Source organism: Streptomyces sp. NBC_00414 (genome assembly GCF_036038375.1).
GTDB lineage: Bacteria > Actinomycetota > Actinomycetes > Streptomycetales > Streptomycetaceae > Streptomyces.
Genome location: NZ_CP107935.1, coordinates 6,500,275 through 6,518,995, shown reverse-complemented (window position 1 = coordinate 6,518,995; position 18,721 = coordinate 6,500,275). Strand labels below are relative to the sequence as shown.

Sequence of the window (18,721 nt, the reverse complement as noted above, 5' to 3'; positions counted from 1 at the left end):
CGTCAGTTGTACCGTGCAGTCGTTTCCCGGAGGTTTTCCCGGGCCTCAGAGGCCCATGTTCTTGGCGATGATCGACTTCATGATCTCGCTGGTGCCGCCGTAGATGCGGTTGACGCGGTTGTCCGCGTACAGGCGGGCGATCGGGTACTCGTTCATGAAGCCGTAGCCGCCGTGCAGCTGGAGGCAGCGGTCGATGACGCGGTGCGCGACCTCGGTGCAGAACAGCTTCGCGGACGCGGCCTCGGCCGCCGACAGCTCGCCCTGGTCGAGGGCCTCCAGGGCACGGTCGGCGACCGCCTGGGCGGCGTCCACCTCGGCCTGACAGGCGGCCAGCTCGAACTTGGTGTTCTGGAAGTGCGAGACCGGCTTGCCGAAGACCGTGCGCTCAAGCACGTACTCCTTGGCGAAGCGGACGGCCGCCGCGGCCTGGGCGTACGCGCCGAACGCGATGCCCCAGCGCTCGGAGGGCAGGTTGCCGCCGAGGTAGTAGAAGCCCTTGTTCTCCTCGCCGAGGAGGTCCTCGACGGGGACCTTCACGTCGACGAACGCCAGCTCGGCGGTGTCGGAGGTCTTCAGGCCGAGCTTGTCGAGCTTGCGGCCCACCGAGTAGCCCTCGGCCTTGGTGTCGACGGCGAAGAGGGAGATGCCGAAGCGGCGGTCCTCGGCCGTGGACGGGGAGGTGCGGGCGCAGACGATGACGCGGTCGGCGTGCACGCCACCGGTGATGAACGTCTTGGCGCCGTTGAGGACGTAGTACGTGCCGTCCTCGGAGAGCTTCGCGGTGGTCTTCATGCCCGCGAGGTCGGAGCCGGTGCCCGGCTCGGTCATCGCGAGGGCCCACATCTCCTCACCGGAGACGAACTTCGGCAGGAAGCGCTTCTTCTGCTCGTCGGTGGCGAGCGCCTTGATGTAGGGCAGGCCCAGCAGCACGTGCACACCGGAGCCGCCGAAGGACACGCCCGCGCGGGCGGTCTCCTCGTACATCACGGCCTCGAACTTGTACGAATCTATGCCGGCGCCGCCGAACTCCTCGTCCACGCGGATGCCGAAGACACCCAGCTCGGCGAGCTTGTAGTAGAAGTCGCGGGGCGCCTGGCCTGCCGCGAACCACTCGTCGTAGACCGGTACGACCTCGGCCTCGATGAAGGCGCGCAGGGTCTCCCGGAACGCCTCGTGATCCTCGCTGAACACCGTACGGCGCACCGCCGCCACCTCCGCCTGGCTCAAGTTTCTCTGTCCGAGCGCATACCTAAGCGCTTGCTCAGGCCTACGTTACCGGCCGGTCACGACGATCGTCCAGACCAGGACCCGCAAGCGGCCCGAGACGCTCGTCACGCCCGGCCCGGCCCGGCGGCACCATCCGCACCGGCCGCCGCGAAGGCGCCCCTCGCCATACGGTGCAACAGTTCCGCCGTGCCCGCCCGTCCGGGGAGCGCGCCGGGCCGCCCCAGGTGCGGGGTGGAGTTCAGGAGCCCGAAGACCGAGTGCACGGCAGAGCGGGCCCCCGGTTCGGCCAGCGCGGGGTGGATCTCGCGCACGACCGCCACCCACAGCTCGACGTACTGGCGCTGCAGCTGCCGTACGAGTTTGCGGTCGCTGTCCCGCAGGCGGTCCAGCTCACGGTCGTGCAGGGTGATCAGCGGGCGGTCGTCCAGCGCGAAGTCGATGTGTCCCTCGATGAGCGAGTCGAGGAGCGCTTCGGGGCTCCCGTCGGACTCCGCCACCCGGCGCTTGCCGCCGGTCAGCAGCTGCTCGCTGATCCCCACCAGCAGCTCGGCGAGCATCGCGTCCTTGCCCGCGAAATGGCGGTACAGGCCGGGCCCGCTGATGCCGACCGCCGCACCTATCTCGTCGACACCGACCCCGTGGAAGCCGCGTTCGGCGAAGAGCCGGGCGGCTTCCTTGAGGATCTGCTCGCGGCGGGTGGGGGCGTCGGTTCTTGTGGCCATGGAGGCAATTCTAGACAGGACGGTTAGCGCTCGTTAACCTGAACGAAACGCGTTAACGCTCATTAACTTGCGGCGGCGACCGTTCAGACGATTTCGATCCGACTTGGTTCAGTGACCGGTGACCACCGGGTGAGGGGACCGCAGGATGCACGAGGCACCGGAGCTCCACAGCGCGGCCGATCCCGCGTCGGAGGCCTGGCGGGGCAACGAGGCGGCACATCGGGCGCTCGTCGACGAGCTGCGCCACAAGCTCGCCGCGGCCCGGCTCGGCGGGGGTGAGCGGGCCCGCGCCCGGCACACCGCCCGCGGCAAGCTGCTGCCGCGCGACCGCGTGGACACACTGCTGGACCCCGGCTCACCGTTCCTGGAGCTGGCCCCGCTGGCGGCCGACGGGCTCTACGAGGGGCAGGCCCCGGCGGCGGGCGTCATCGCCGGTATCGGCCGGGTCGCGGGCCGCGAGTGCGTGGTGGTCGCCAACGACGCCACGGTCAAGGGCGGCACGTACTACCCGATGACGGTGAAGAAGCACCTGCGCGCCCAGGAGGTGGCGCTGGAGAACCGCCTCCCCTGCGTCTATCTGGTGGACTCGGGCGGCGCCTTCCTCCCCATGCAGGACGAGGTCTTCCCCGACCGCGAGCACTTCGGCCGGATCTTCTACAACCAGGCCCGGATGTCGGGCGCGGGCATTCCCCAGATCGCGGCGGTCCTCGGCTCGTGCACGGCCGGCGGGGCGTACGTCCCGGCGATGAGCGACGAGGCCGTCATCGTGCGGGGCCAGGGCACGATCTTCCTGGGCGGGCCGCCTCTCGTGAAGGCCGCGACCGGCGAGGTCGTCACGGCGGAGGAGCTGGGCGGCGGCGAGGTCCACTCGCGGATCTCCGGCGTCACGGACCACCTGGCGGAGGACGACGCGCACGCGTTGCGCATCGTCCGCACGATCGTCTCCACCCTCCCCGACCGAGGCCCCCTGCCCTGGTCGGTCACCCAGGGCGTCGAGCCGAAGGTGGACCCTGCCGGGCTGTACGGCGCGGTGCCGGTCGACTCCCGCACCCCCTACGACGTACGCGAGGTCATCGCGCGCGTGGTGGACGGCTCACGCTTCGCGGAGTTCAAGTCGGAGTTCGGCCAGACGCTCGTCACCGGCTTCGCCCACATCCACGGGCACCCGGTCGGGATCGTCGCCAACAACGGCATCCTGTTCTCCGAGTCCGCCCAGAAGGGCGCCCACTTCATCGAGCTGTGCGACCAGCGCGGCATCCCTCTCGTCTTCCTGCAGAACATCTCGGGCTTCATGGTGGGCCGCCAGTACGAGGCCGGGGGCATCGCCAAGCACGGCGCGAAGATGGTCACCGCGGTGGCCTGCACGCGCGTACCGAAGCTGACGGTCGTGGTCGGCGGCTCGTACGGCGCGGGCAACTACTCGATGTGCGGCCGGGCGTACTCGCCCCGCTTCCTGTGGATGTGGCCGAACGCCAAGATCTCCGTGATGGGCGGCGAGCAGGCCGCCTCCGTCCTCGCGACGGTCAAGCGCGACCAGCTGGAGGGCCGGGGCGAGTCCTGGCCGGCGGACGAGGAAGAGGCCTTCAAGGCCCCGATCCGCGACCAGTACGAGACCCAGGGCAACGCCTACTACGCGACGGCCCGGCTCTGGGACGACGGTGTGATCGACCCGATGGAGACCCGGCAGGTACTGGGACTCGCCCTGACCGCCTGTGCGAACGCGCCGCTGGGTGACCCCCAGTTCGGCGTGTTCCGGATGTGAGGGGACGGATGGGTACGGATATGAGGGGACCCGCGACGATGTTCGACACGGTGCTTGTGGCCAATCGGGGCGAGATCGCCGTCCGGGTCATCCGGACACTGCGGTCGCTGGGCGTGCGCTCGGTGGCCGTCTTCTCCGACGCGGACGCCGACGCCCGGCACGTGCGCGAGGCGGACACGGCGGTACGGATCGGCCCGGCCCCGGCCGCCGAGAGCTATCTGTCGGCGGAGCGCCTGCTGGAGGCCGCCGCGCGCTCGGGCGCCCAGGCGGTGCACCCGGGCTACGGCTTCCTCGCGGAGAACGCGGACTTCGCACGGGCCTGCACGGAAGCGGGCCTGGTCTTCATCGGCCCCCCGACGGACGCGATCTCGCTCATGGGCGACAAGATCCGCGCCAAGGAGACGGTGCGGGCGGCCGGGGTCCCGGTGGTACCGGGCTCGTCGGGCAGCGGGCTCACGGACGCCGAACTGGCCGACTCCGCGCGGGAGATCGGCATGCCGGTCCTGCTGAAGCCGTCGGCGGGCGGTGGCGGCAAGGGCATGCGCCTGGTGCGGGACGCCGCCCTGCTCGCGGACGAGATCGCCGCCGCGCGCCGCGAGGCCCGCGCCTCCTTCGGCGACGACACCCTCCTCGTCGAACGGTGGGTCGACCGCCCCCGGCACATCGAGATCCAGGTCCTGGCGGACGGCCACGGGAACGTGGTGCACCTGGGCGAGCGCGAGTGCTCCCTCCAGCGCCGGCACCAGAAGATCATCGAGGAGGCGCCGAGCGTGTTCCTCGACGAGAAGACCCGTGCCGCGATGGGCGAGGCGGCCGTCCAGGCGGCCCGCTCCTGCGGCTACTCGGGCGCGGGCACGGTGGAGTTCATCGTCCCCGGCAACGACCCGGCTTCCTACTACTTCATGGAGATGAACACCCGCCTCCAGGTCGAGCACCCGGTGACCGAGCTGATCACGGGGATCGACCTGGTGGAGTGGCAGTTGCGAGTGGCGGCGGGCGAGCGGCTCGGTTTCGCCCAGGAGGACGTGACGTTCACCGGGCACGCGGTGGAGGCCCGCATCTGCGCGGAGGACCCCGCGCGGGGCTTCCTGCCGTCCGGCGGCACGGTCCTGCGCCTGTACGAGCCCCAGGGCGACGGCGTCCGCACCGACTCGGGCCTCACCGAGGGCACGGAGGTCGGCTCGCTGTACGACCCGATGCTGTCCAAGGTCATCGCGTACGGGCCGGACCGGGCGACGGCCCTGCGCCGCCTCCGCGCGGCCCTGGCGCGGACGGTGACGCTGGGCGTCCAGACGAACGCGGGGTTCCTTCGGAGGCTGCTGGCGCATCCGGCGGTGGTGGCGGGCGAGCTGGACACCGGGCTGGTGGAGCGGGAGGTGGAGGGGCTGGTCTCGGCGTCGGTCCCCGGTGAGGTGTACGTGGCGGGTGGGTTGCTGCGGCAGGCGGCTCTCTTCCCCAGCCCCGCCCCTTCCCGAAACCAGGGGCTGCGCCCCCGGACCCCCCTTCGGCCTGAACGGCCTCGTCCTCAAACGCCGGACGGGCTGGATGGGTGGACCGATCCGTTCTCCGTGCCGAGCGGCTGGCGCCTGGGCGGCGAGGCGGCCTGGACGGTGCACCATGTACGGGTGCCTGGGCATGACCCGGTGACGGTCAGAGTACGAAGCACGGGGGCCGGCACAGAGGTCAGACTGGACAGCGCGGGCACCGGCGACGCGGCGGGGCCGATCGGCGGGGCTGCGACCGCAGCCGATACCCACTGGGTGACGGGCGGCGCAGCCCAAGCTCTTTGGAGGTCCGGGGGCTTGCCCCCGGTTTCGGGAAGGGGCGGGGCTGGGGAAGAAAAAAGCCCCTCCACCCTCACCCTGCACCTGGACGGCCAGACCCACACCTTCCACCACTCCGACACCTGGATCGGCCGTGAAGGCGACGCGTGGAACGTGCAGGACCACGACCCCGTCGCCGCCTCCCTCACCGGTGCGGCGCACGCCGGCGCGGACTCCCTCACCGCCCCCATGCCCGGCACGGTGACCGTCGTGAAGGTCACCGTCGGGGACGAAGTGAGCGCCGGGCAGAGCCTGTTGGTGGTGGAGGCGATGAAGATGGAGCACGTCATCTCCGCCCCGCACGCGGGCACCGTCACCGAGCTGGACGTCACCCCGGGCACGACGGTCGCCATGGACCAGGTCCTGGCCGTGATCGCGCCGCGGGAACCGGCGACATCGCAGGAACCGGCGGCATCGCAGGAGGAGCGGGCATGACGACCCCCGAACTCGGCCTGCCCATGGCCGTACCCGCCGAAGGCCTGCCCGCCAGGGTCCGTATCCACGAGGTCGGCGCCCGCGACGGCCTGCAGAACGAGAAGGCGACCGTCCCGACGGAGACGAAGGCGGAGTTCATCCACCGCCTTGCCGCCGCGGGCCTCACCACCATCGAGGCGACGAGCTTCGTCCACCCCAAGTGGGTGCCCCAACTGGCGGACGCGGAGCAGCTCTTCCCCCTCGTGAAGGAGGCGGCCCCGCACCTCCCCGTCCTCGTACCGAACGAACGCGGCCTGGACCGCGCCCTGGCTCTCGGCGCGACCCGTATCGCGGTCTTCGCCAGCGCCACGGAGTCCTTCGCCAAGGCCAACCTCAACCGGACCGTCGACGAGGCACTGGCGATGTTCGAGCCGGTGGTGACCCGGGCCAAGGCGCAGGACGCCCACGTGCGCGGCTACCTCTCCATGTGCTTCGGGGACCCGTGGGAGGGCCCGGTGCCGGTCGCCCAGGTGGTACGGGTCTGCCGGGCCCTGCTCGACTTGGGCTGTGACGAGCTGAGCCTCGGCGACACGATCGGCGTGGCGACGCCGGGACACGTGACCGCGCTCCTGACGGCGCTCAACGAAGAGAACATCCCCACCCCTTCCCTCGGCGTGCACTTCCACGACACCTACGGCCAGGCCCTCTCCAACACCCTGGCCGCGCTCCAGCACGGCGTGACGACCGTGGACGCCTCCGCGGGCGGCCTCGGCGGCTGCCCGTATGCGAAGAGCGCCACCGGCAACCTCGCCACCGAAGACCTCGTATGGATGCTGACGGGCCTCGGCATCGACACCGGGGTCGACCTCGCCCTCCTCACCGCCACAAGCGTGTGGATGGCCGAACGACTGGGCCGACCCAGCCCGTCCCGCACCGTCCGCGCCCTCTCCCACAAGGAGTGACCACCATGCCTCTGGACCACCGCCTCTCCCCCGAACTCGACGAACTGCGGCGCACGGTCGCCGAGTTCGCCCGCGATGTCGTGGCACCGAAGATCGGGGACTTCTACGAGCGGCACGAGTTCCCGTACGAGATCGTCCGTGAGATGGGCCGGATGGGCCTGTTCGGGCTGCCGTTCCCGGAGGAGTACGGCGGCATGGGCGGCGACTACCTGGCGCTGGGCATCGTCCTGGAAGAACTGGCCCGCGTGGACTCCTCGGTGGCGATCACCCTGGAGGCGGGGGTCTCGCTCGGCGCGATGCCGATCCACCTCTTCGGGACCCCGGAACAGAAGGCGGAGTGGCTGCCCCGCCTCTGCTCGGGCGAGTTGCTGGGCGCGTTCGGCCTGACCGAGCCGGACGGCGGCTCGGACGCGGGCGCGACGCGCACGACGGCCCGCCTGGACGAGGCGACGAACGAATGGGTGATCAACGGCTCCAAGTGCTTCATCACCAACTCGGGCACGGACATCACGGGCCTGGTGACGGTCACGGCGGTGACGGGCCGCAAGCCCGACGGGGGGCCGCGGATCTCCTCGATCATCGTCCCGTCCGGCACCCCGGGCTTCACGGTGGCCGCCCCCTACTCCAAGGTCGGCTGGAACGCCTCGGACACCCGCGAACTGTCCTTCGCGGACGTCCGCGTCCCGGCCGCGAACCTGCTCGGCGAAGAGGGTCGCGGTTACGCGCAGTTCCTCCGCATCCTGGACGAGGGCCGCATCGCCATCGCGGCGCTCGCGACAGGCCTGGCCCAGGGCTGCGTGGACGAGTCGGTGAAATACGCAAAAGAACGCCACGCCTTCGGCCGCCCGATCGGCGCGAACCAGGCGATCCAGTTCAAGATCGCGGACATGGAGATGCGGGCGTACACGGCCCGCCTGGCCTGGCGCGACGCGGCCTCCCGCCTGGTGGCGGGCGAGCCCTTCAAGAAGGAGGCGGCCCTGGCCAAGCTCCACTCCTCCACGATCGCCGTCGACAACGCCCGTGACGCCACCCAAATCCACGGCGGCTACGGCTTCATGAACGAGTACCCGGTGGCCCGCATGTGGCGCGACTCCAAGATCCTGGAAATCGGCGAGGGCACGAGCGAGGTCCAGCGCATGCTGATCGCAAGGGAGCTGGGCCTGACGGGCTGACCCGTCCCACTCGGTCCGCGTCGATCTCCTACGCGGACCGTCGGCACCCGGCCTTCACGCGCCCCGCGCGCCTTCCGCGTTCCCGTCGGCCGCGCGGACGAAGAACCCGGACGTGTCCAGCTCGAAGTCGCCCCGTGTCCACCCCGCAATGGCAGAAGTCCACGTACAGCGAGACGGGGTCCTCCTGTGTCTACCTGGCCACCCCCACCACCGGAACGATCCTCCTCCGGGAGAGCGACGACCCGGAAACCATCCTCACCACCGGCCCCCGCCAGCTCGCCGCCCTGATACGCATGCTTGGCATAGGCCAGAGGCAAAATCACGCGTACGACTGAACGCACGCCATTCACCCGTCCGCCGGCAGCGCAGCTCGCTACGTTCCGTCGCATGGTCAGCTCACCACATGAGGCGTTGCATCAGATCTTCAGGGAGGACCCCCGGCTGTTCGCCCGGGCCCTCCCGAAGGCCGGCATCACTCTCCCCGAACCCACGGACGTCCAGCTCCTGGACACCGATCTCACCGAGATCAGGCCGCTCGAACGACGCGTGGACACCCTGTTACGGGTCGACACGGCGAACAGCGGAAGCTACCTGCTCGCCATCGAGATGCAGGGACGCCGGGACCCGGACAAGCTCAACAGCTGGACGTACTACCTGGCACATCTATACGCCAAGTACGAGCTGCCCCCGGTCCTCCTTGTCATCTGCCAAGACAAGTCCACCGCATCCTGGGCGGCCGAGCCCATCCGTATCGGCCCGTCCACTCACACCAGCATCGCTGTCTTCCCACTGGTCCTGGGGCCTGACAACCTCCCCGCGATCATCGACCCGGACGAGGCGGCACAAGACCTCGGCCTCTCGGCCTTCTCAGTACTACCCACGCCAAGGATCCCGCTCTCCCTGCGATACTGGACGCTCTGGCGACGGCACTCGTCGACACCGGCGGCCAAGCCGCGAAGGACTGGGCGGAATTCATCGAGATCGGTCTGGGCGACCCCCGGACGCGCGCACTATGGAGGAACTTGATGGCCACATACACCAGTCGCTTCCCCGGCAGCGGAACCATCATTGAGGAGTCCATCAACAAAGGGGTGGCTCAGAGCCGGACCGAGGACATCCTCCGTCTCCTCACCCTCCGCGGCATCGACGTCCCCGAGGCCGCCCACGAGCGCATCACCGGCTGCACCGATCTGGAGACCCTCGGCGTCTGGTTCGACCGGGCGGTCACAGCCACCGGCATGGAAGAGCTGTTCGCGGACATGTAGCCGCCGAAGCCGGCAGGGATGGCGCAGCTCCCCCATCCCGGTTCGCACAGCCCGCTCATAGGCAACTCCCGCGAGCCGCGCAGGCGTTTCTGCAGGTGGAACCCCACCTCCTGGACATAGACAAAGGTTAGGCTAACCTACCTTCGCACCTGTCCCGGTGGGTCATCCGCCCTGTTCGAAAGCAGCCACGCCATGTCCAACGCCCGTGCCACCCGTCTCTCCCGCCGCGGCATCCTCGCCGCCGGCGGCGCCCTCGGCCTCGGTGCCGTTCTCGCCGCCTGCGGTGACGACGACGCGAAAAGCGGTGGCTCGGCGGACGGGACGAAGGCCGCCGAGTCCGGTCCCTGGACGTTCAAGGACGACCGCGACGAGACCGTGAAGCTCGACAAGATCCCGGCGAACATCGTCGCGTTCACCGGTGTCGCCGCCGCCCTCTTCGACTACGGCATCGAGGTCAAGGGCGTCTTCGGCCCGACCAAGACCGAGGACGGCAAGGCTGACGTCCAGGCCGGCGACATGGACGTCAGCAAGCTGACGGTCCTCGGCAACGTGTACGGCGCGTTCAACGTCGAGAAGTACGCGACGCTGGCCCCGGACGTCCTGCTCACCACGATGTTCGACGACGCCGGCACCCTCTGGTACGTCCCCGCCGAGTCCAAGGACAAAATCGCGAAGCTCGCCCCGAGCGTCGGCATCTCCGTCTACGACCGCCAGCTGCCGAAGCCGCTGGAGCGCATGTACGCGCTCGCCGAGTCGCTGGGCGCCGATGTGAAGGCCGCCAAGACCGTCGAGGCGAAGAAGAACTTCGAGAAGGCCGCCGAGCGTCTGCGCGCCGCCGCCAAGGCCCGCCCGGAGATCAAGGTTCTCGCCGGTTCCGCCAGCCAGGACATCTTCTACGTGTCCGGCTCGAACCTCTCCATCGACCTGGAGTACTTCAAGGCCCTCGGGGTGAACATCGTCGAGCCGCCGGCCAAGGTCCTCAAGGCCAGCGGCGGTTGGTTCGAGAACCTGAGCTGGGAGAACGTCGACAAGTACCCGGCCGACATCATCATCATGGACGACCGCACCGCGACCATCCAGCCCGCCGACATCACCGAGGCGACCTGGAAGAAGCTGCCCGCCGTGAAGGCCGGCCAGGTCATCGGCCGCACCCCCGAGCCGATCCTCTCCTACGCCAAGTGCACCCCCATGCTCAACAACCTCGCCGAGGCCATAGAAAAGGCCAAGAAGGTCGCCTGAGTCCCTTTTTTTTGGGGGCGCGGGGAACGGCGCAATCTTTTGCCTTTCAGCTTTCAGGGGCGCGGGGAACGGCGCAATCTTTTGTCTTTCGCCTTTAGGGGGCGCAGCCCGCAGGGGCGCGGGGAACGGCGCGACCAGCCCTCACCGGTCCGCAGCCGAGCAACGCACCCCGCGCCCCCAAACCCCACCCCCCGCGGAGCGAAGGAGTACGCATGCCCACGGCCACAGCCACCCCATACCGCATGTTCACCCTCCAGGTGGCAAGGACGAGGCGCCTGACCCCCTCCCTCCTCCGCGTCACCTTCACCGGCCCGGAGCTGAGTGCCTTCGCCTCGGACGGCCGCGACCAGAGCCTCACCCTCTTCCTCCCCCGCCCGGGGCAGACCGAGCCCGTCATGCCTCCCGTGGAGTACGGCGACGGCTGGCGCCAGGCCTGGATCGACACCCCCGAAGACATCCGCGCGGTCATGCGCTCGTACACGCTCCGCGCTCTGCGCCAGGACGCCCACGGAACCACCACCGAGGTCGACATCGACTTCGTCCTGCACGGCACGGAGCCCGGCGCCGCCACCCCCGCGGGCCCGGCCTCACGCTGGGCGGCCGACGCGGGCCCCGGCGACCGGGCCGTACTACTCGGCCCCTCCGTCGCCGACAACGGAGCCATCCGCTTCCGCCCGCCCGCCGACGCCGACCTCGTCCTCCTCTGGGCCGACGAGACGGCCCTGCCCGCCGCCTCGGCCATCCTGGAGACCCTGCCGGCCGGGACGAGGGCCCGCGTCTGGCTGGAGGTCCCGCACGCGGGCGACCGCCACGCGCCCCCCCGCCGGGGTCGACGCCGAGATCACCTGGCTCGTACGCGACGAGGGCGCCCCCAGCGCGGTGGAGGCCATCCGCGCCGCCCGACTCCCCGCGGCCGACGCCCCGTACGCCTGGATCGCGGGCGAGGCAGGCTGCGTGAAGGAGCTGCGGCGCCACCTCGTACGGGAGCGGGAGTTCGACCGCACGCGGGTCACGTTCGTCGGCTACTGGCGGCGCGGGCTCAGCGAGGAGCAACTGCGCGCACAGGCCGCCTAGCCCTCGTGTGACACACCGACGGGCAGCGCGCATCCGCATGAGGCAGAGCCGCACGACGCGGAGCCGCGTGACTCAGAGAGAGGTATGCGTCACAGAGTGACGAGTGGGGGCAGGGTTCACACAGGAACTTAGGTTAGGCTAACCTAAGTTCATCGCAGCCCCCCACGTCTCCCGTCTGCGCCCGTCCCTCTCCTGCCCCCGGAGGACTCCCCCATGCGCTCGCACCTGCTCAATGACACGACCGCGGATCGGTACCGCCGTTCCGTGACCGAAGGAATAGAGCGGGTGGCGGCCAAACTCGCCACCACCGACCGTCCGTTCACCGGTGTCACGGTCGACACCCTCGCCCCCCGCATCGACCGGATCGACCTCGACAAGCCGCTGCACGACACCAGCGCGGTGCTCGACGAGCTGGAGGACGTCTACCTCCGGGACGCGATCTACTTCCACCACCCCCGCTACCTCGCCCACCTCAACTGCCCGGTGGTCATACCCGCGGTGGTCGGCGAGGCGGTCCTCTCCGCCGTCAACTCCTCCCTCGACACCTGGGACCAGTCGGCCGGCGGCACCCTCATCGAGCGCAGGCTCATCGACTGGACCAACGAGCGCATCGGGTTCGGCTGCTCCGCCGACGGCGTGTTCACCTCCGGCGGTTCGCAGTCCAACCTCCAGGCGCTGCTGCTCGCCCGCGAGGAGGCGAAGACCGACTCGTTCGCCAAACTGCGCATCTTCGCCTCCGAGGCGAGCCACTTCAGCGTCAAGAAGTCGGCGAAACTCCTCGGCCTGAGCCAGGACTCCGTGGTCACCGTCCCCGTCGGCAGCGACAAGCGCATGCAGACGGTCGCGCTCGCCCACGAGCTGGAGCGCTGCAGGCGCGACGGCCTGGTCCCGATGGCCGTCGTCGCCACCGCCGGCACCACCGACTTCGGTTCCATCGACCCGCTGCCCGAGATCGCCGAGCTGTGCGAGCAGTTCGGCGCCTGGCTGCACGTGGACGCGGCGTACGGCTGCGGGCTGCTCGCGTCCCTGAAGAACCGGGACCGTATCGACGGCATCGAGCGCGCCGACTCCGTGACCGTGGACTACCACAAGTCCTTCTTCCAGCCGGTGAGTTCGTCCGCCGTCCTGGTCCGCGACGCGGCCACTCTGCGCCACGCCACCTACTACGCGGAGTACCTCAACCCGCAGCGCATGGTGCAGGAGCGCATCCCCAACCAGGTCGACAAGTCCCTGCAGACCACCCGCCGTTTCGATGCCCTCAAGCTGTGGATGACGCTGCGGGTGATGGGCGCCGACGGCATCGGCCAGCTCTTCGACGAGGTCTGCGACCTGGCGGAGGAGGGCTGGAAGCTGCTCGCCGCCGACCCGCGGTACGACGTGGTGGTCGCGCCGTCCCTCTCCACCCTCGTCTTCCGCTACATCCCGGCCGCCGTCACCGACCCGGCCGAGATCGACCGCGCCAACCTGTACGCCCGCAAGGCGCTGTTCGCCTCCGGCGACGCGGTGGTCGCGGGTACGAAGGTCGGCGGCCGTCACTTCCTGAAGTTCACCCTGCTCAACCCCGAGACCACGACGGACGACATCTCCGCCGTGCTCGACCTGATCGCCGGCCACGCCGAGCAGTACCTTGGAGAGTCCCTTGACCGCGCTTCCTGAACCCGCTGAGTCCGTCGAGGCCTCTGATTCCCTCTCGCGGACGCACGATTTCATCGGCATCGGGCTGGGCCCCTTCAACCTCGGCCTCGCCTGCCTCACCGAGCCGATCGACGAACTCGACGGTGTCTTCCTGGAGTCCAAGCCGGACTTCGAATGGCACTCCGGGATGTTCCTGGAGGGCGCGCACCTCCAGACCCCGTTCATGTCGGACCTGGTCACCCTGGCCGACCCGACGTCCCCGTACTCCTTCCTCAACTACCTGAAGGAATCGGGCCGTCTGTACTCGTTCTACATACGCGAGAACTTCTACCCGCTGCGCGTCGAGTACGACGACTACTGCCGCTGGGCCGCCTCGAAACTCTCCAGCGTCCGCTTCAGCACGACGGTCGCGGAGGTGACGTACGAGGACGGGAACGAGGTGTACGTCGTCCGGACCACCGCCGGTGACGAGTACCGTGCCCGGCACCTCGTCCTGGGCACCGGCACTCCCCCGTACATCCCGGAGGCCTGCGCGGACCTCGGCGGGGACTTCATCCACAACTCCCGCTACCAGCAGCACAAGCGGGAGCTGCAGGCCAAGAAGTCGATCACGCTGGTCGGCAGCGGGCAGTCAGCCGCCGAGATCTACTACGACCTGCTGAGCGAGATCGATGTCCACGGCTACCGGCTGAACTGGGTCACGCGCTCCCCGCGGTTCTTCCCGCTGGAGTACACCAAGCTCACGCTGGAGATGACCTCCCCGGAGTACATCGACTACTTCCACGCGCTGCCCGAGCGGACCCGCTACCGCCTCCGGACGGAGCAGAAGGGCCTGTTCAAGGGCATCGACGGGGAGCTGATCGACTCGATCTTCGACCTGCTCTACCAGAAGAACCTCGGCGGCCCGGTCCCCACCCGCCTGCTCTCCAACTCGGCCCTGAAAGAGGCGAGTTACGAGAACGGCACGTACACCCTGGGGCTGCGTCAGGAGGAGCAGGAGACGGACTACGAGCTGCAGTCCGAGGGCCTGATCCTGGCGACCGGCTACCAGTACGTGGAGCCGGAGTTCCTGAAGCCCGTGCGCGACCGGATCCGCTACGACGAGCAGGGCAACCACGACGTGGCGCGCAACTACGCCATCGACACCACCGGCCGCGGGATCTTCCTGCAGAACGCCGGCGTCCACACCCACTCGATCACGTCACCGGACCTCGGCATGGGCGCGTACCGCAACGCGTACATCATCCGGGAACTGCTCGGCACCGAGTACTACCCGGTGGAGAAGTCCATCGCGTTCCAGGAGTTCGCCGTATGAGCGCCGCCGGAGCCTCCACGGGGGCCGGGAGCGAGGTCGGTGTCCTCACCGTCCGCCCGCTCGACCCCCTCAAGGACGCCGAGCTGCTGCACTCCTGGGTGACCGACCCCAAGGCCGCGTTCTGGATGATGCAGGACGCGAAACTCCAGGACGTGGAGCGCGAGTACATGGCCATCGCGGCCAACGAGCACCACCACGCGTATCTCGGCCTGCACGACGGCCGGCCCGCGTTCCTGATGGAGAAGTACGACCCCCGGTACATCGAGCTGGTCGGGCTGTACGAGCCCGAGCCCGGTGACGTCGGCATGCACTTCCTGGTCGCCCCCACCGACCGGCCCGTGCACGGCTTCACCCGGGCCGTCATCACCGCCGTGATGACCGAGCTGTTCGCCGACCCCCGCACCCGCCGGGTCGTCGTCGAGCCCGATGTCACCAACGAGGCGGTACACGCGCTGAACGAGGCCGTCGGCTTCGTCCCGGAGCGCGAGATCGAGAAGCCGGAGAAGCGCGCGCTGCTGTCCTTCTGCACGCGCGAGCAGTTCCTGAACCGGCACAGTTCGGCCACCCGAGGAGTTTCCCTGTGACCCTGTCCGACGCCGTGGCGCATCTGTCCCCCCACCGCTGGGCCCGGGCCAACCGCCTCCTCATCCGCAAAGCCCTCGCCGAGTTCGCCCACGAACGCCTCATCACCCCCGAGACGGTCGACGGCGACGGCGGCCAGGACGGCAACGGCGGCCTCAGCGGCAAAAAAGGTGAGTACGCCGTCCGCAGCGACGACGGCCTGACCCGCTACCGCTTCACCGCCACCCGCCGCGCCCTCGACCACTGGCAGGTCGACGCCGAGTCGATCACCCGCAGCCGCGACGGCGCCGAACTCCCGCTCGCCGCACTGGACTTCTTCATCGAGCTGAAAAAATCACTCGGCCTGAGCGACCAGGTGCTGCCGGTCTACCTGGAGGAGATCTCCTCCACCCTCTCCGGCACCTGCTACAAGCTCACCAAGCCCCAGCTCACCTCCCCCGAACTCGCGAGAAGCGGCTTCCAGGAGATCGAGACGGGGATGACCGAGGGCCACCCCTGCTTCGTCGCCAACAACGGCCGGCTCGGCTTCGGCATCCACGAGTACCTCTCGTACGCGCCCGAGACCGCGAGCCCGGTACGGCTCATCTGGCTGGCCGCGCACCGCTCGCGGGCCGCGTTCACGGCGGGCGTGGGCATCGAGTACGAGTCGTTCCTGCGGGACGAGCTGGGCAAGGAGACCGTGGACCGCTTCCACGGCACGCTCCGCGACCAGGGCCTCGACCCGGCCGACTACCTCTTCATCCCGGTCCACCCCTGGCAGTGGTGGAACAAACTGACGGTCACCTTCGCCGCCGAGATCGCCCGGCAACACCTCGTGTGCCTGGGCGAGGGCGACGACGAGTACCTGGCCCAGCAGTCGATCCGGACGTTCTTCAACAAGAGCGAGCCCCAGAAGCACTATGTGAAGACCGCCCTGTCGGTCATCAACATGGGCTTCATGCGCGGCCTGTCCGCCGCGTACATGGAGGCGACCCCGGCCATCAACGACTGGCTCGCCCAACTCATCGACAACGACCCGCTGTTGAAGTCGACCGGCCTGTCGATCATCCGCGAGCGGGCGGCCGTCGGCTACCGGCACCTGGAGTACGAGGCCGCCACCGACCGCTACTCCCCGTACCGGAAAATGCTCGCCGCCCTGTGGCGCGAGAGCCCCGTCCCCTCGCTCCAGGACGGCGAGTCCCTGGCCACCATGGCCTCGCTCGTCCACGTGGACCACGACGGCTCCTCGATCGCGGCCTCCCTGATCGAGCGCTCGGGCCTGACGCCGGCCGAGTGGCTCCGCCGCTACCTCCGGGCCTACTTCACCCCGCTGCTGCACAGCTTCTACGCGTACGACCTGGTGTTCATGCCGCACGGCGAGAACGTCATCCTCGTCCTCAAGGACGGGGTGGTCGAGCGGGCGATCTACAAGGACATCGCCGAGGAGATCGCCGTCATGGACCCGGACGCGGTGCTCCCGCCGACGGTCGAGCGGCTGCGCGTGGACGTCCCCGAGGACAAAAAACTCCTGTCGATCTTCACGGACGTCTTCGACTGCTTCTTCCGCTTCCTGGCGGCGAACCTGGCGGGCGAGGGCGTCATCGAGGAGGACGACTTCTGGCGGACCGTCGCCGACTGCGTACGCGACTATCAGGCGTCCGCGCCCGAACTCGCGGACAAGTTCCGGCAGTACGACATGTTCGCGCCCGAGTTCGCGCTGTCCTGCCTCAACCGGCTCCAGCTGCGCGACAACGAGCAGATGGTCGACCTCTCCGATCCCGCCGGGGCCCTCCAGCTCGTCGGCACCCTGAAGAACCCCATAGTCGGGCTGTAGTCGCCGGTTCGCACGAACACCGGTCGCACGGCCCCACCAGCAGGCGGGCGTCCCCTATGTACGGTCCCAGGGGGCGCCCGCCGTCGTACTCAGCCGTGATCAGTGACTACCGCGCGGGCCAAGGCACTTGCGGCGACCGGTAGTAGTCGATGCCCAGCGCGTCCCACCGGGCTGCCTGCGCCGCGAGCCGCACCTTGTAGGTGTCCCAGTCGTGCGTCGAGGCCGGCGACCAGCCCAGCTCGGCCACGCCCGGCAGCCGCGGGAACGCCATGTACTCGATGTGCCGCGAGGTCGACAGGGTCTCCGTCCACAGCGGCGCCTCGACCCCCCGCACGGCCGAACTCGGCGTACCGGGAAGGTAGTTGCCCGGATCCCAGTCGTACGACCGCTTCACCTCGACCAGCCCTGCCCAGGCCTGGCCGAGGGGCGTGTCGGCGGTGTACTTCATGTCGAGGTACACCCGGTCGGCCGGTGAGAGGACGATCCCGGTGCCGTTCCGGGCCGCCGCCGCGACCTGCTCCTTCTCGGCGGCACTCGTGCCGTCCAGGCCCCAGTACTGGGCCAGCGCGCCCTTCGCCGGAGTCGCCCCGGTCAGCTGGTGCCAGCCCATCACGCTCTTCCCGTACTCGGCGACGATCGGCTGGACCTTCTCCATGAAGGCCACGTAGTCCTCATGGCTCGTCGAGTGCGCCTCGTCGCCGCCGATGTGGAGGTACCTGCCCGGTGTGAGCGCGGCCAGTTCCCGGATCACGTCGTCCACGAAGTCGTACGTCACCGGCTTGTCGACGCACAGCGAACTGAAGCCGACCTCGGTGCCGGTGTAGAGCGGCGGGGCGACACCGTCGCAGTTCAGCTCCGCGTACGAGGCGAGCGCCGCGTTGGTGTGCCCGGGCATGTCGATCTCGGGCACGACCTCCAGATGACGCGAGGCGGCGTACCGGACGAGGTCCTTGTACTGGGCCTTCGTGTAATGGCCCCCGCTCCCGCCGCCGACCTGCGTGGAGCCGCCGTACGTGGCGAGGCGCGGCCAGGAGTCGATGGCGATGCGCCAGCCCTGGTCGTCGCTGAGGTGCAGGTGCAGGGTGTTGATCTTGTAGAGCGCCAGCTGGTCGATGTAGCGCTTCACCTTGTCCACGGTGAAGAAGTGCCGGGAGACGTCCAGCATCGCGCCGCGGTAGCCGTAGCGGGGGGTGTCCGTGATGGTGCCCCCGGCGACCGCCCAGGGGCCCGGCTGCTTCGAGTCCTTCTCGACGGCGGCGGGCAGCAGCTGGCGCAGGGTCTGCACGCCGTGGAAGAGCCCGGCGGGCGCGCGGGCGGTGATGGTGACAGCACCCTTGCCGCTGGTCAGCCGGTAGCCCTCGGCGCCGAGGCTGCCGGTGCCCTTGTCGCTGATCCGGAGCCGGATGCCGTCGCCGCCCGGGTCGCCGGTGACGGGGAGCCGGTAACCGGTCGACGGCCGCAGCACGTCGGCGAGATACGAGCCGACGTCATGGACCCCCTTCGACCGGTCCACGCGGATACGCGTACCGCTCGTGATCCGGTACGGGGCGCCGCCCGGGTCGACCGAGGCGGGGGCCGGTACGACCTGGTTCAGCGGAGTGACTGTTCGGTCGGGTCGGTCGGGCGCGGACGGTGCCGCGCCGACCGCGGAGATGCCGGCGGCTGCCACGAGCAGCAGCGTACCGAGCAGACGGGGCGTTCTGTGCTGTCTCACAT

At 69.5% G+C, this 18,721-nt stretch carries 15 protein-coding genes and 1 pseudogene; 13 read left to right on the top strand and 3 right to left on the bottom strand.

Annotated elements, in window-relative coordinates; all coding sequences use genetic code 11:
* Window positions 1–45 precede the first annotated feature (45 nt).
* Both OHS59_RS28380 and OHS59_RS28375 read right to left on the bottom strand, forming a co-directional pair.
* Window positions 46–1,203 (bottom strand): acyl-CoA dehydrogenase family protein, encoded by a 1,158-nt coding sequence (locus tag OHS59_RS28380; protein ID WP_328499400.1) that lies wholly within the window; start codon window positions 1,201–1,203, stop codon window positions 46–48.
* A gap of 128 nt (window positions 1,204–1,331) precedes the next feature.
* A complete protein-coding gene (locus OHS59_RS28375; RefSeq protein WP_328496179.1) occupies window positions 1,332–1,949 on the bottom strand; it encodes an SACE_7040 family transcriptional regulator in 618 nt (205 codons plus the stop codon).
* Between the two features lie 145 nt (window positions 1,950–2,094).
* On the opposite strand from OHS59_RS28375, the gene OHS59_RS28370 reads away from it, so the two are divergent.
* From OHS59_RS28370 to OHS59_RS28310, 13 genes and pseudogenes are all read left to right on the top strand, one after another.
* Window positions 2,095–3,711 carry a carboxyl transferase domain-containing protein gene (locus OHS59_RS28370; protein ID WP_328496178.1) on the top strand — a complete coding sequence of 539 codons (1,617 nt, stop codon included), beginning with the start codon at window positions 2,095–2,097 and terminating at the stop codon, window positions 3,709–3,711.
* Window positions 3,712–3,749: 38 nt separating this feature from the next.
* Window positions 3,750–5,969: an acetyl/propionyl/methylcrotonyl-CoA carboxylase subunit alpha gene (locus tag OHS59_RS28365; RefSeq protein WP_328496177.1), complete on the top strand. Its 2,220-nt coding sequence runs from the start codon at window positions 3,750–3,752 to the stop codon at window positions 5,967–5,969.
* A complete protein-coding gene (locus OHS59_RS28360) occupies window positions 5,966–6,910 on the top strand; it encodes a hydroxymethylglutaryl-CoA lyase (RefSeq protein WP_328496176.1) in 945 nt (314 codons plus the stop codon). The genes OHS59_RS28365 and OHS59_RS28360 overlap by 4 nt, the downstream gene beginning before the upstream one ends.
* Before the next feature lie 11 nt (window positions 6,911–6,921).
* Complete coding sequence (locus OHS59_RS28355; RefSeq protein ID WP_328499399.1) at window positions 6,922–8,082, top strand: acyl-CoA dehydrogenase family protein; 1,161 nt, start codon at window positions 6,922–6,924, stop codon at window positions 8,080–8,082.
* A 134-nt stretch (window positions 8,083–8,216) separates the two neighbouring features.
* On the top strand, window positions 8,217–8,417 hold the full coding sequence (locus OHS59_RS28350) for a DUF397 domain-containing protein (RefSeq protein WP_328496175.1): 201 nt from the start codon (window positions 8,217–8,219) through the stop codon (window positions 8,415–8,417).
* Window positions 8,418–8,469: 52 nt separating this feature from the next.
* Window positions 8,470–9,108 carry a hypothetical protein gene (locus tag OHS59_RS28345; protein ID WP_328496174.1) on the top strand — a complete coding sequence of 213 codons (639 nt, stop codon included), beginning with the start codon at window positions 8,470–8,472 and terminating at the stop codon, window positions 9,106–9,108.
* A complete protein-coding gene (locus OHS59_RS28340) occupies window positions 9,108–9,347 on the top strand; it encodes a hypothetical protein (protein WP_328496173.1) in 240 nt (79 codons plus the stop codon). Before OHS59_RS28345 ends, OHS59_RS28340 begins: the two co-directional genes overlap by 1 nt.
* A gap of 192 nt (window positions 9,348–9,539) precedes the next feature.
* A complete protein-coding gene (locus OHS59_RS28335; protein ID WP_328496172.1) occupies window positions 9,540–10,586 on the top strand; it encodes an ABC transporter substrate-binding protein in 1,047 nt (348 codons plus the stop codon).
* 212 nt (window positions 10,587–10,798) lie between these two features.
* Window positions 10,799–11,660, top strand: a pseudogene (locus tag OHS59_RS28330) (siderophore-interacting protein).
* Between the two features lie 213 nt (window positions 11,661–11,873).
* Window positions 11,874–13,316, top strand: coding sequence for a lysine decarboxylase DesA (desA, locus tag OHS59_RS28325; RefSeq protein WP_328496171.1), 1,443 nt, complete (start codon window positions 11,874–11,876; stop codon window positions 13,314–13,316).
* The gene (locus OHS59_RS28320) at window positions 13,300–14,610 is read left to right on the top strand and encodes a lysine N(6)-hydroxylase/L-ornithine N(5)-oxygenase family protein (protein WP_328496170.1); all 1,311 of its coding nucleotides are present in this window, start codon (window positions 13,300–13,302) and stop codon (window positions 14,608–14,610) included. Before desA ends, OHS59_RS28320 begins: the two co-directional genes overlap by 17 nt.
* A complete protein-coding gene (locus OHS59_RS28315) occupies window positions 14,607–15,194 on the top strand; it encodes a GNAT family N-acetyltransferase (protein ID WP_328496169.1) in 588 nt (195 codons plus the stop codon). The genes OHS59_RS28320 and OHS59_RS28315 overlap by 4 nt, the downstream gene beginning before the upstream one ends.
* Window positions 15,191–17,005, top strand: coding sequence for an IucA/IucC family protein (locus OHS59_RS28310; protein WP_328496168.1), 1,815 nt, complete (start codon window positions 15,191–15,193; stop codon window positions 17,003–17,005). Before OHS59_RS28315 ends, OHS59_RS28310 begins: the two co-directional genes overlap by 4 nt.
* Before the next feature lie 106 nt (window positions 17,006–17,111).
* Here OHS59_RS28310 and OHS59_RS28305 read toward each other — a convergent pair whose 3' ends face one another.
* Window positions 17,112–18,719, bottom strand: coding sequence for a beta-N-acetylhexosaminidase (locus OHS59_RS28305; protein WP_328496167.1), 1,608 nt, complete (start codon window positions 18,717–18,719; stop codon window positions 17,112–17,114).
* Between the last annotated feature and the right edge of the window lie 2 nt (window positions 18,720–18,721).

Coding starts and splice junctions, on each gene's coding strand:
- OHS59_RS28375 (WP_328496179.1), bottom strand. CDS start 1,949: ATGGCCACAAGAACCGACGCCCCCACCCGCCGCGAGCAGATCCTCAAG.
- OHS59_RS28370 (WP_328496178.1), top strand. CDS start 2,095: ATGCACGAGGCACCGGAGCTCCACAGCGCGGCCGATCCCGCGTCGGAG.
- OHS59_RS28365 (WP_328496177.1), top strand. CDS start 3,750: ATGTTCGACACGGTGCTTGTGGCCAATCGGGGCGAGATCGCCGTCCGG.
- OHS59_RS28360 (WP_328496176.1), top strand. CDS start 5,966: ATGACGACCCCCGAACTCGGCCTGCCCATGGCCGTACCCGCCGAAGGC.
- OHS59_RS28345 (WP_328496174.1), top strand. CDS start 8,470: ATGGTCAGCTCACCACATGAGGCGTTGCATCAGATCTTCAGGGAGGAC.
- OHS59_RS28340 (WP_328496173.1), top strand. CDS start 9,108: ATGGCCACATACACCAGTCGCTTCCCCGGCAGCGGAACCATCATTGAG.
- OHS59_RS28335 (WP_328496172.1), top strand. CDS start 9,540: ATGTCCAACGCCCGTGCCACCCGTCTCTCCCGCCGCGGCATCCTCGCC.
- desA (WP_328496171.1), top strand. CDS start 11,874: ATGCGCTCGCACCTGCTCAATGACACGACCGCGGATCGGTACCGCCGT.
- OHS59_RS28315 (WP_328496169.1), top strand. CDS start 14,607: ATGAGCGCCGCCGGAGCCTCCACGGGGGCCGGGAGCGAGGTCGGTGTC.